The organism is Fibrobacter sp. UWCM (assembly GCF_900129735.1).
Classification (GTDB): domain Bacteria; phylum Fibrobacterota; class Fibrobacteria; order Fibrobacterales; family Fibrobacteraceae; genus Fibrobacter.
In genome coordinates this window covers 1-11,986 of record NZ_FQWR01000038.1, presented here as the reverse complement: position 1 = coordinate 11,986, position 11,986 = coordinate 1, and the positions used below count along the sequence as shown (strand labels likewise).

Annotated in this window: 10 protein-coding genes; 7 read left to right on the top strand and 3 right to left on the bottom strand. The window is 58.2% G+C overall.

The genetic code is table 11. The features are described 5' to 3' along the window. Window positions 1-63 precede the first annotated feature (63 nt). The 6 genes from BUB22_RS16820 (at window position 64) to BUB22_RS15350 (ending at window position 7,852) form a co-directional block, all read left to right on the top strand. A complete protein-coding gene (locus BUB22_RS16820; protein WP_175547313.1) occupies window positions 64-201 on the top strand; it encodes a hypothetical protein in 138 nt (45 codons plus the stop codon). Window positions 202-342: 141 nt separating this feature from the next. Beyond that, a complete protein-coding gene (gene secA, locus BUB22_RS15370; protein WP_073116491.1) occupies window positions 343-3,306 on the top strand; it encodes a preprotein translocase subunit SecA in 2,964 nt (987 codons plus the stop codon). A 94-nt stretch (window positions 3,307-3,400) separates the two neighbouring features. Continuing rightward, complete coding sequence (gene tmk / locus BUB22_RS15365; RefSeq protein WP_254794772.1) at window positions 3,401-4,033, top strand: dTMP kinase; 633 nt, start codon at window positions 3,401-3,403, stop codon at window positions 4,031-4,033. Between the two features lie 57 nt (window positions 4,034-4,090). Continuing rightward, a complete protein-coding gene (locus BUB22_RS15360; protein WP_073116490.1) occupies window positions 4,091-5,257 on the top strand; it encodes a ribose-phosphate diphosphokinase in 1,167 nt (388 codons plus the stop codon). Between the two features lie 48 nt (window positions 5,258-5,305). Next, complete coding sequence (locus BUB22_RS15355) at window positions 5,306-6,868, top strand: phosphomannomutase (RefSeq protein ID WP_073116488.1); 1,563 nt, start codon at window positions 5,306-5,308, stop codon at window positions 6,866-6,868. Window positions 6,869-6,904: 36 nt separating this feature from the next. Then, complete coding sequence (locus tag BUB22_RS15350) at window positions 6,905-7,852, top strand: PorV/PorQ family protein (RefSeq protein WP_073116486.1); 948 nt, start codon at window positions 6,905-6,907, stop codon at window positions 7,850-7,852. Window positions 7,853-7,860: 8 nt separating this feature from the next. On the opposite strand, the gene BUB22_RS15345 is transcribed toward BUB22_RS15350, so the two are convergent. From BUB22_RS15345 to BUB22_RS15335, 3 genes are all read right to left on the bottom strand, one after another. Continuing rightward, on the bottom strand, window positions 7,861-8,811 hold the full coding sequence (locus BUB22_RS15345; RefSeq protein WP_073116485.1) for a sigma 54-interacting transcriptional regulator: 951 nt from the start codon (window positions 8,809-8,811) through the stop codon (window positions 7,861-7,863). A 95-nt stretch (window positions 8,812-8,906) separates the two neighbouring features. Beyond that, window positions 8,907-9,785 (bottom strand): hypothetical protein, encoded by an 879-nt coding sequence (locus tag BUB22_RS15340; RefSeq protein WP_073116483.1) that lies wholly within the window; start codon window positions 9,783-9,785, stop codon window positions 8,907-8,909. A 33-nt stretch (window positions 9,786-9,818) separates the two neighbouring features. Next, window positions 9,819-10,043: a hypothetical protein gene (locus tag BUB22_RS15335; protein WP_073116481.1), complete on the bottom strand. Its 225-nt coding sequence runs from the start codon at window positions 10,041-10,043 to the stop codon at window positions 9,819-9,821. Window positions 10,044-10,359: 316 nt separating this feature from the next. Here BUB22_RS15335 and BUB22_RS15330 point away from each other — a divergent pair, with 316 nt between their 5' ends. Next, window positions 10,360-11,682: an aspartate kinase gene (locus BUB22_RS15330; protein WP_073116493.1), complete on the top strand. Its 1,323-nt coding sequence runs from the start codon at window positions 10,360-10,362 to the stop codon at window positions 11,680-11,682. Window positions 11,683-11,986 lie beyond the last annotated feature (304 nt).

The window sequence follows — 11,986 nt, the reverse complement described above, 5'->3', positions numbered from 1 at the left end:
GTATACCACTTAACAAGAAAAAAGGATATATTTTAACTTAACCGGTAATGAATATGGTTGTTCATGAACCCACTATTAAAAAACCTACAAATCCACCGTCATGAGGCGCATGTCGTGCCGGTGCACAAGAAGGAAAAGTGGGAAATCGCCTTCGAGAACTGGCTCCGTGAACACGGGAACCGCGGGCTCAACAGGTTCTAGCGCCTGAACCCTCAAAAACGTTTGTTTTGGGCCACCTGCCGCGTGCGGGGGCTTTTTGTGTGGGCGTTTTTTCCTAAATTTGCAGACGTAAAATTTAATCGGTGGCCGCGGGTACGCCTTCGGCCGTTATAAAGGAACGTTATGAGCATAGTAGATACTGTCCTCCACAAGGTTTTCGGAACTCCGCACGAACGCAAGGTGAAGCAGCTCCGCCCTGTAATCGAGAAGATTCATGCGGCAAGGCTTGCCCTCGAGGCCCTGGACGATGCGGCCCTTGCCGCGAAGAGCGCGGAATTCCGCGAGAAACTCAAGAACGGCGGCACTCTCGAGGATATCAAGGTCGATGCCTTTGCGGTGTGCCAGGAAGCCTGTGACCGCAGGCTCGGTATCTTCAACATCTTCAAGCCGGAATTTGGCTTCGACTTCAGCCGCCTCGGCCCCGAACTGCAGGATGCGGTGAACGACGCGAAGGCGGAACTCGACAGCGGGAAGAACGAATGGGAAGTCTACCTGCCTGCCGCCCTCTACGCGAAGGTGCGCGAGCTCTACCCGGAATCGGTAAAGCCGTTCCGCATGATGCCCTTCGACGTGCAGATGATCGGTGGCCTCGTGCTCCACGAGGGCGCGATTGCCGAAATGGCGACGGGTGAAGGTAAGACCCTCGCTGCCGCCCTCCCGGTGTACCTGAACGGCCTCGGCGGCCACGGCGTGCATGTGGTGACGGTGAACGACTACCTCGCAGGCCGTGACGCGAAGCAGATGGGCCTCGTGTACAAGTTCCTCGGGCTTACGGTGGGCCTTATCGTGAACGGGCTCGACCCGGAAACGCGCCGCACGAGCTACAACAGCGACGTGACCTACGGTACCAACAACGAGTTCGGCTTCGACTACCTGCGCGACAACATGGCGGTCGACCCCTCGCAGCTGGTGCAGCGCGAACTCAACTTCTGCATCGTGGACGAAGTGGACTCCATCTTGATTGACGAGGCGCGTACCCCGCTTATCATCAGCGGCCCTGCCGAGGATGCGACCGACAAGTACTCGAAGGCGAACGAGATTGCCCAGAAGCTCGTGAAGAACAAGGACTTCGGCGTGGACGAGAAGGACAAGTACATCATGCTCACCGAGAAGGGCGTGAACCACGTGGAAAGCCTCCTCCAGATTACGAACCTCTACGGCGAGCACGCCGACTGGGTGCACTACATTGACCAGGCACTCCGCGCATGGCACCTGTACGAGAAGGACGTGGACTACATCGTGCGCGATGGCGAAATCGTCATCGTGGATGAGAACACGGGCCGCCTCATGGAAGGCCGCCGTTACAGCAACGGCATGCACCAGGCCATCGAGGCGAAGGAAGGCGTGCAGATCCGTCGCGAGAACCAGACGCTTGCGACCATCACGTTCCAGAACTACTTCCGCATGTACAAGAAGCTCTCGGGCATGACGGGTACCGCCGAAACCGAAGCTACGGAATTCATCAAGATTTACAACATGAACACGTGGGTGATTCCCACGAACAAGCCCTGCATCCGCCAGGACCTGCAGGACATGGTGTACAAGAGCGAAGACGCGAAGTGGCGCGCCATCGTGGCCGAGATCAAGGAGCGCCACGGCAAGGGCCAGCCGCTCCTCGTGGGTACGGCATCCATCGAGAAGTCCGAGCACCTGCACGGCCTTTTGGAGAAGGAAGGCATTCCGCACGAAGTCTTGAACGCGAAGAACCATGGCCGCGAAGCGGAAATCATCCAGTACGCGGGCTACAAGGACAAGGTGACGATTGCGACCAACATGGCTGGCCGCGGTACCGACATCGCGCTTGGTCCGGGAGTCACGGAACTGGGTGGTCTCCATGTGCTTGGCACGGAACGCCACGAGTCCCGCCGTATCGACAACCAGTTGCGCGGCCGTTCGGGCCGTCAGGGTGACCCGGGTTCGAGCCAGTACTTCCTTAGCCTCGACGACAACCTGATGCGCATTTTCGGTGGCGATAGCGTGAAGAACCTCATGACCCGCTTTGGCGTGGGCGAAGATGAGGTGATTACGCACCCGATCGTTTCCCGCTCCATCCGTGGTGCACAGCGCCGCGTGGAAGGCCAGAGCTTCGATATCCGTAAGCACCTGCTCGACTACGATAACGTGATGAACGAGCAGCGCAAGGTGATTTACGGGCTCCGCCGCCGTATTCTGAACGGCGAGGACATCAGCCAGGAAATCATGGACCGCATCGAGGACGCGTGCGATATCAAGGTTTCTAACTACATCGTGGCGAAGAGTTACCCCGAGGACTGGAACCTCGAGGGCCTGCATACCGACCTGCAGCGCACGCTCGGCATGGAATACCACCTCACGCTCGACGAGGCGATGCACAAGACTCCGGAACAGGTGCTCGACGAGATTATCGGGCTCTGCAAGGCGCGCTACGAGAAGCTCGGCAAGATTATCCCGGAAGCCGACTTCCGCAACATTGAGCGTCGCTTCCTGCTCATGACGATTGACCAGGTGTGGAAGGAACATTTGTATGCGATGGACCAGCTGAAGGATGCCATCCGCTTCCACGGTTACGCGCAGAAGGATCCGCTGATGGTCTACAAGAACGAGGGCTTCAAGCTGTTCGAGGGCTGCCTCGAGAAGATTGCGACCCTCACGGCGCTGCGCATCTTGAACATCCGCATTACGCTCCCGAACGGCATGACCGTGTCGCCGGACCAGCTGCAGCTCAAGAGCCAGGAACAGATTGATGCCGAACGCAAGGCTGCCGAAGCCGCGCAGGCACAGGGCGGCTCACCGACCGATAAGGCCGCTGAGCCTGCCGAAGCGGAGCAGTTGAGTGCAGAAGGCGCGAAGGCCGCGGGTCTCGCCGGCCAGGCCGCTACTTCCGAAAGCAACGCCATCTCGGAAGAACAGCAGGGCGCCCAGCCGATGCCGCAGTCCGCCTTGCCGGGCACGCGCCCGACGGTGCGCCGTACCTACACGAACCCCGCCGTGCTCGCCGCCGCAAGGAAGCGCGCCCAGCAGCAGGGCCCGAAGCTCGGGCGTAACGACCCGTGCTGGTGCGGTTCCGGCCTCAAGTACAAGAAGTGCCACGGCAAGGACGTGGAGTAAGGATTAGGGGTGTCATCCAACCTTATTAAGGTCCCTGAGCAAGCGGAGCGCGTCGAAGGGCGAAGGATCCAGTCCAGTGTATTGTTACGGTAGAATGATGCAGACCGCGAAGCGTTTCTTTAGTCTGGAAGGCATCGACGGGTCGGGAAAGACGACCCAGATCGACATGCTCATCGCCGCCCTCACGAAGGAAGGCTATTCCGTCGTGAAGTTGCGCGAACCTGGCGGTGCGAAGATTTCGGAACGTATCCGCGAGATACTGCTCGACCCTGCGTTCAAGGGCGTCATGGGCGACAAGACCGAACTCCTTTTGTACAACGCCGCCCGCGCGCAGGTGATTCACGAGATTATCCAGCCGGCACTCGATGCAGGCAAGGTCGTGATTGCCGACCGCTTTGCGTGGAGCACGTTCGCCTACCAGGGATACGCCCGCGGGCTCGGTGCAGGCTTGGTGCAGCAACTTACGGAACTGACCTGCGGGGGGTGCTTCCCGGAACTCACGGTGGTGCTCGATATCGACGTGCAGCGCGGCCGCGCACGCACCGCGAAGCGGGGCGAGGCACCCGATCGCCTGGAGCAGGAGAAGGCCGACTTTTTCGAACGGGTGCGCCAGGGGTACCTGGCCGCGGCTCGTGAATACCCGGACTGTGTTGCCGCAATCGATGCGGACCGCACTCCCGACGAAGTCTTTGCGGATTTGTTCGCGCTTGTGAAGGCGAGGCTCTGATTAAAAAACTATATTTGCGCTACCCAAAAGGTTCAACTTTAACATCAAGGCGCATTTATGTCAGATCGTTTTATCGTGACCGGCAACTTCACCGATGACCCGTTCGCCATCGACATGGCCCAGTACATCGGCCTCCGTGAAGACATCTCCGACGTGGTCTCCCTGAAGACCTTCGCCAACTCCGAATTCTGCCCCCGCTACATGCTGGATGTGGACGACATGGAGCATATCGGCCGTCGCCTCGAGGGCAAGATCGTGTTGATTTGCTCGGTCTCGAACCACGAACGCAGCCGTAACGACTACGCCATGCGCAACTGCATTCTGGCCCGCGCCGCGAAGGACAACGGTGCCGAGCAGGTGGTGCTCGTGGAACCCGACCTGTTCTACAGCGCCCAGGACCGCGGCCCGCACCGCATTGGCCCTCTCGAGAAGGACCGCCCGGACATCGACTTGAAGAAGTTCGACGGCCAGGCCTTCACGAGCCTCCTCTACGCCGAACTTTTGAAGAAGTCCGGTGTGGATGCCGTGGTGACGGTGCACAACCACAGCGTCAAGGTGCAGAACCTCTTCAGCGAAATTTTCGAAGGTCATTTCCACAACCTCATCCCGACCGACGTCTACGCGCACTACATCAAGAACAGCAACTTCGTGCAGACGGGCAAGGACGGCAACAACCTGGTGATTGTTTCCCCGGACAAGGGCGCACGCCCGTTCATGAACGCCGTCTACGAGGCGCTCGACCTGCCGGAATGCAAGCGCGTGGTGATGGACAAGGTCCGTACCGGTGAACGCGAAATCAGCATGACCTTCAACCCGGAACTCTCCGACATCAGCATCGAGGAAATCGAGGGCAAGGACGTGATTGTGTTCGACGACATGGTGCGTACGGGTACGACCATCGTGCAGTGCTGCGAACATATCAAGAAGGGCAACCCGAACCGCGTGTGCTTCGGCGTGACGCACTTCCACACGAGCCCCGAGGCCCGCGAAAAGCTCAACAGCCCGGCCATCGACGAAATCCTCACGACCTCCACCCTCCCGGACATCATGAACCGCGACTGCCAGGGCCGCCTCCGCAAGAAGCTCACCGTGATGAAGCTCGGCAAGTGGATTGCCCGCCACGTGATGCAGATGTACGGACTCGACGACGGACGCTTCGAGAAGGACTTCTACAAGATCGACATGAGCTCGAAGAACCCGCGTTGGCCGCCCGTATTTTTCTAGTTTGTTCGCGTCCCGCTAGGCGGGACGCTTTTTTAAATTGAGGTTTCCATGACCGTTTCGATGCAAGATGTGATGAAACAGTCCGGCGTGGCGTTTGGTACGAGCGGTGCGCGCGGCCTGGTAACTGCCATGACCGACCGCGTGTGCTACGTGTACGCGCGTTCGTTTATCAAGTACTGCGAACAGAGCTACAAGTGCGAGCATACGATTGCGATTGCGGGCGACTTGCGCCCGAGTACGGAACGCATTCTGAAGGCGCTCGTGAAGGCGGGCGAGGACAGCGCGTGGAAGGTCGTGTACTGCGGCCGCATCCCGAGCCCGGCGATTGCGCTGTACGGTATCGACAAGGCGCTCCCGACCATCATGGTGACGGGTAGCCATATTCCTGCCGACCGCAACGGCATCAAGTTCAACCACCCGAAGGGCGAGATTTCCAAGAAGGACGAACAGGGAATCGTTTCGCAGTCCGTCGACTTTGATGAGGCGATTTTTGATGCGCAGGGCATGCTGAAGAATGCCCCGGAACTCCCCGCCGTGGAGATGGAAGCGGAAGAGAACTATCTGAAGCGCTACCCCGCGTTCTTTGGCCCGCGTGCCCTTGCAGGCCTCACCATCGGCGTGTACCAGCATTCCGCCGTGGGCCGCGACATCGTGGTGAAGGTACTCGAAAGCCTGGGCGCCACGGTGAAACCCTTCGCCCGCAGCGAGACGTTTATCCCGGTCGATACGGAAGCTATCCGCAAGGAAGACGAAGACCTTGCCCGCGACTTCGCGCACAAGGACTTCGTCGATGCGATTTTCAGCACGGATGGCGACTCCGACCGCCCGCTTTTGGCAGACGATACCGGCATGTGGCTGCGTGGCGACGTGCTGGGCATCCTCGCTGCCCAGGCGCTTGGCGTCAAGCGCATTGCAACTCCGGTGAGTTGCAACACGTCGCTCGAGAAGTCCGGCTCCTTCGAGAAGATTTGCCGTACCCGCATCGGGAGCCCGTACGTGATTGCCGGCATGGAAAGCCTTGTGGACGCCGCGGACAAGGGCGCGTCCGTCGCCGGTTACGAGGCGAACGGCGGGTTCCTGCTGCAGACCGACCTCACGCGTGAATTCGTGGACAGCGATGGCCGCGGCGGCGAGACGCGTGCCACCCGCACGCTGCCCGCACTCCCGACCCGCGATGCGCTCCTCCCGATGATTGCCGTGATGGTGCGCGTGCGCGAGGAACGCATGTGCGTCGTCGACCTGCTCAAGCGCCTCCCCAAGCGCTTCACGCTCAGCGACCGCCTCAAGGAATTCCCGACCGCGACCTCGAAGGCCAAGCTTGCCGAAATCCGCGAGCAGAAACTCGGCGAAAAGCTTTTCGGCGCGCTGACCGCGAAGCCGAGCCGCTTCAAGCCCAAGGACGGTTCCGCCCCGGCGCAGTTCCAGGGCAAGATTGTCGCAATCGACGAGACCGACGGCTACCGCATGGAATTCGATTCCGGCGACATCGTGCACCTGCGCCCGAGCGGCAACGCTCCCGAGTTCCGCTGCTACGTGGAAACCGAGGACAAGGTGCGCTCCGCCGAGCTTCTCGCTGCCTGCATGAAAATCATGGAAGGCTGGCGCGGTTAGATCCTGCACAAGTAATTTTTGTATCTTATAACTTGTATGTTGAAGAAACTGCTGATTATCCTCCTGCTCCCGTGTGTCGCTGCGCTTGCCGCTAGCGGTCGCTACTGGAATACCGGGCTTGGCGGTGTTACGATGCAGTTCCTTTCGATGCAGGTGTCGCCGCGCAGTGCAGCTCTTTCTGGTGCGGGCGTGGCCGACGCAAGCCGCATCTCCGAAGTGACGCGCAACCCTCTGGCACTCACGGGTCTGCGCGAATCCGAATTCGGGCTTAACCAGATAATTTTCGGTGATGCGGGTGCAGACAACTTTGTCTCCGTTTATTACGGGCTGCCGCTTTTCGAATCGTTCGCCCTCTCCTTCGGGCTCGAGTACCTCGGGTACGATGACCTGGAGGGCCGTGACGAGGAAGGCATGCTTACCGGGGATTACGGTGCGTATGCGTGGGCATTGCAGGCTGGCGCCGGCAATTACGGCAAGGCCTTTGGCTGGTCGCTTTCTGCACGTTTTGCCTACCAGGCGATTGACGACGAGTCGACCCTCGCCATTCTGGGCGATGCGGGCGTCGTTTACCGCATGCTCAAGTACCTCTCGTTCGGTGCCACCATCACGAACTTCGGCTATGTGACCGACAGCGAGTTCAGCGGCGAGCACGAGGCCGCCCCGATGGCACTGCAGGCGGGCATTACGGGCATCGTTCCTGTGAGTAGCCTCCTCGGGCTCGAGAGCCTCTGGGAAGTTCACGTTTCTGCCGACGCCTACCGCCGCGCCGACATGGACGACCCCGAATGGCGCTTCGGCATGGAAGTCGCTTATCAGGAATTCCTGCTGCTCCGTGCGGGCTATGCGGCGCGCCCGCATACCGAGGACGGCTTCAGCGCGGGCCTCGGGTTCACCTTCGGGCGAATCGTCTTTGACTACGGCTACTCGCCGCGCCCCGCGCTTGGCGACGGCAACCACTATCTCGGCCTGGGCGTAAGGTTCTAGCCCTTATTCTAGCCCGCCTCCGCCATGCTCCCCGCGTGCTTGCGCACCTGGTAGCAGAGGCTCCCCCTGCTTATTCCTAGCTTGCTCGATGCCATGCTCTTGTTCCATTCGCACGAGTCGAGCACGTTCTTGATGACTTCCCACTTGGGGGCGGCCGCGCGCCGCTTGGCCCAGAGTGCGTTTTGCTCGCCCTTCTGCCTTGATTCTTCCTCGTGTACCGATGCCATTGCGAATTCCTCGCACAGGAGTTCCTCGAGCCTTACCCCGTGCGATTCCAGCAGGGCGTAGCGCTGCAGCACGTTTTTCAGCTGCCTCACGTTGCCGGGCCACTTGAACTGCCTGAGGGCGGTAATCTCGCCAATGGTGAGCCTTGTCTTGGGGACCTCGAAATGCGTGCGTCTCGCATGCTCGCATATCCTGTACCACAGGTCGCGTGCGAGTTCCTCGAAGTCGTCGCGCGAGCGCAGGGGAGGGATGACTATCGGGAATACGTTCAGCCTGAAGAACAGGTCTTCGCGGAAACGCTTTTCGAGCACCTCCTTCTTGAGGTTCCTGTTTGTAGCGCAGATGAGCCGGAAGTCGACGTGGATGCAGTGCGAGCCGCCTACAGGCAGTACCGTGCGTTCCTGCAGAATGCGCAGTAGCTTGCTCTGGGCGTCGAGCGGAAGTTCGCCTATCTCGTCGAGGAACAGCGTGCCCCCGTGTGCCGACCGCACGATTCCCTTCTGGTCGGCGTATGCCCCGGTGTAGGCGCCCTTTACGGAGCCCTCGAGCGTGCTTTCGATGAGGTTCTGCGCGAGCGCCCCGCAGTTCAGCGCGATAAACGGGCCGTTCCTCCGCGGGCTCTGCTCGTGTATGTAGCGTGCCGCGACTTCCTTGCCTGCGCCCGATTCCCCCTGGATGAGCACGGGTACGGAGGAGTTCGCCGCAATTTTCATGAGTTCCTTAGGTTGTTTCATGGTGGTCTCCTAACCATAAAACGATTTCGCGGCGATTTTGAGCCATGCCCTCCCTGTTTTTTTACATTCGCGTATCAATTTTTACAAAAAACAAGTTACCGTGCGTATTTCGCCCACTTGCGGAGAGACCTTTCGCGGCGGGATTCGCGGTCGCTTGCGTTGTAGCCTTTTTTCGCGAGAGTCTTTGCGGCTTTGGCGTAGGTGTATCCGTCAAGGGGGTCGTACTTCTTGTATGCGATACCCGTGATGCACTGCTCGAAATCATCTTCGTTGTTGCTGCGGTACCTCTCTGCCGCGATAAATGTCCCGAGGTTGGAGTCTTCCCATTCATCCATGCGGAGGTTGTCCTTGTATTCTGCCTTGCAGTAGTCGGCGTTCATGTAGTGGGAGATGTACTCGCCCGTACAGGTTGTTATGCCGTCGCTCACTTCCACCTGGATTTCCTTGTTCTCGCTTGCGATAAAATAGCCTTCGCGGTTCAGGCTCATGTCCATATGTTTTACGTTGACGGTATATGTCTTGCCGCCCAGTTCGAAGGTGGCGTTCGACTTGGTCTTCGATGTAAATACTGCGCCGATTTTTTGTGCTGTGGCTTGCACGCTCGAGGCTTCCATGTACCAGATTTCATCTAGGTAGATTTCGGGATAGTTGCCGCCGAGGGTGTTGAAGAGTTGGCTCATGAAGTAGGAATTCATGAAGTCGCTGTGGTCTTCTACGTAACGATCGAAGTATACCTTGTAGTTGATTTCGGCCTTACCCTTGGAGAAGGTTATTGTGCGGAGGAAGTACTGCAGGTTCTTTTCATAGCATTCGGTTTCGTCTTCTTCCTTGTCATATTCGCATCCGGTGTAGGTCCACGTGCCGTAGAGGTTGCCCGCGGTGCCGCCGACCAGCATCTCGCCGTAATCCGTATCGGGAAGGCCATGGTAAATGTCGTAGAGCAGCAGCGTGTCGCCACGGAATTCATACATCATGGAATCCGGTTCGTTGTTGATGTGTACGGTTTTCTAGGTGTAGTTGTCCTCTTCTACGACACACATTTGGGTTTCGTAGTTCTCGAGTGCTATCGCCAGGATATGTTCCGACTCGTTGACGTATAGTGTGCCGGCTCTTGAAAAGACATCGTCCCCTGTGGGCCTGCTGGACCCGTTACCTGCGTTGGAGGATGTGTCGTCGCCGCAGGCAGTCAGGAGCGTTGCGAATACCGCGGCGGTGGTCAGGAAGCGTTTCATTTTTTCTCCTTTTTAGGAAACTTCTTAATTTGTTTGTACGGGAATATATCTTTTTTTGGGGAGTGTGCGGTGTGCAAATGTGCGTTTTTGCGACGAAATGCCGATTTGGGGCCTTGAACGGACCAAAACCTAGACATCGGGGGCGTAATTTTCTATCTTTGCCCCCGCGCGGCGGTAAAATGCCGTCGCAGACATAGACACAAAAACCAAGTGGCTGGCCAGATGGGTAGGCTTGGGCAAGTCCCCGAACGGGGATTGATCGCGAGGAAAGCGGTTGCGCTCGAAGCCGAGAGGTTTGGTGGCCCGAAAGGAAAAAATGAGTCAAAGAATCGTATGCAAGTTCGGCGGCAGCTCTGTCGCCGATGCCGGCCAGTTCAAGAAGATCAAGGCCCTCGTTGAATCCGACAAGAACCGCAAGGTCATCGTCGTTTCCGCCCCCGGCAAGCGCAATCCTAAGGAAACAAAGCTTACCGACCTCCTCTACAGCACCTACGACCTCGCCTCCAAGGGCCTCGACTTTTCGACCCCGTGGAACCTGATCCGTCAGCGCTATGACGAAATCTGCAAGGACCTCGGTCTCGAAGACAAGCTGACCGAAGACCTCGACAGCCTCGAAGACAAGCTGAAGAACCAGCCCGAATCCGTGAGCACGGACTTCCTGGTGAGCCGTGGCGAATTCCTGTGCGCACGCCTCATGGCCAAGTACCTGGGCGCAAACTTCGTCGACACCTTCCCGCTGATTACCTTCGACGACAAGTACCGCATTGTCCCGAAGACCTACGAAGACATCGCGAAGACCCTCTCCGACGAGAACCAGCTTTACGTGCTGCCGGGCTTCTACGGTGCAAACCTCCGTGGCGAAGTCAAGACCTTCAGCCGTGGCGGCTCCGACATCACGGGCGCAATCCTTGCCAACGGCATCGATGCCGCCAAGTACGAGAACTGGACCGACGTCTCGGGCATGCTCATGGCTGACCCGCGCATTGTGGAAAATCCGCTGCCCATCGAATACGTGAGCTACCGCGAAATCCGCGAACTCGCCTACTCCGGCGCCAGCGTGCTCCACGATGAATCCATCGCCCCGTGCCGCGCGAAGAAGATTCCTATCAACATCCGCAACACGAACCGCCCCGAAGATGCGGGCACCATTATCGGCCCCACTCCGGAAGAAGCAAAGCTCCCGATTACGGGTGTCGCCGGCCGTAAGGGCTTCTCGATGATCTACATCGAAAAGTCCATGATGAACAAGGAAGTGGGCTTTGGTCGCCGCGTGCTCGCCGTGCTCGAAAGCGAAGGCCTCTCCTACGAACTGTGCCCGAGCGCCATCGACTCCATGAGCATCGTGGTGGATTCTAAGGCCCTCGACGCCGTGCAGGACGTGGTCCTCGAAGACATCACGCAGCAGATGCGCCCCGACCGTATCAAGGTGTTCCCGGGCATCTCGCTCATCGCGACTGTCGGTCACGGCATGACGAACAAGATCGGTGTGGCTGCAAAGCTCTTCACCGCTCTTGCCGAGAACAAGGTGAACGTCCGCATCATCGACCAGGGTTCTTCGCAGATCAACATCATCACCGGTGTTGACGAAGCCGATACCGAGAAGGCCATCAAGGCTATCTACGGCGCGTTTGTGAAATAACCCGCAATTGTCATCCCCGCGCAGGCGGGGATCTCCTATTATAAACCGCGACCCGGAATAAAATCCGGGCCGTTTTGTAATGTGTTTAATCTTCATTTTTTGCTAGATTATCGGAATTTGATTTTTTGAGCATTCACTTATAAAATATCAGTGTATATTATAGGTATGCGTTTGTTGAGATCCTTCATTTGTATGTTGCTCATGCTTAGTGGACCATGCAGGAGTTTAATAAGAGGGTAGCATAAGCTACTATATTCATTGCGCAACCCCAAAAAGGTAAAACAATGGCAAAAGTCAACTACAA

Excerpts from the sequence above, each read along its gene's own strand:
- BUB22_RS15350 (WP_073116486.1), top strand. The coding sequence starts at position 6,905 with ATGTTGAAGAAACTGCTGATTATCCTCCTGCTCCCGTGTGTCGCTGCG.
- secA (WP_073116491.1), top strand. The coding sequence starts at position 343 with ATGAGCATAGTAGATACTGTCCTCCACAAGGTTTTCGGAACTCCGCAC.
- BUB22_RS15355 (WP_073116488.1), top strand. The coding sequence starts at position 5,306 with ATGACCGTTTCGATGCAAGATGTGATGAAACAGTCCGGCGTGGCGTTT.
- BUB22_RS15360 (WP_073116490.1), top strand. The coding sequence starts at position 4,091 with ATGTCAGATCGTTTTATCGTGACCGGCAACTTCACCGATGACCCGTTC.
- BUB22_RS16820 (WP_175547313.1), top strand. The coding sequence starts at position 64 with ATGAACCCACTATTAAAAAACCTACAAATCCACCGTCATGAGGCGCAT.
- BUB22_RS15345 (WP_073116485.1), bottom strand. The coding sequence starts at position 8,811 with ATGAAACAACCTAAGGAACTCATGAAAATTGCGGCGAACTCCTCCGTA.
- tmk (WP_254794772.1), top strand. The coding sequence starts at position 3,401 with ATGATGCAGACCGCGAAGCGTTTCTTTAGTCTGGAAGGCATCGACGGG.
- BUB22_RS15335 (WP_073116481.1), bottom strand. The coding sequence starts at position 10,043 with ATGAAACGCTTCCTGACCACCGCCGCGGTATTCGCAACGCTCCTGACT.
- BUB22_RS15340 (WP_073116483.1), bottom strand. The coding sequence starts at position 9,785 with ATGATGTATGAATTCCGTGGCGACACGCTGCTGCTCTACGACATTTAC.
- BUB22_RS15330 (WP_073116493.1), top strand. The coding sequence starts at position 10,360 with ATGAGTCAAAGAATCGTATGCAAGTTCGGCGGCAGCTCTGTCGCCGAT.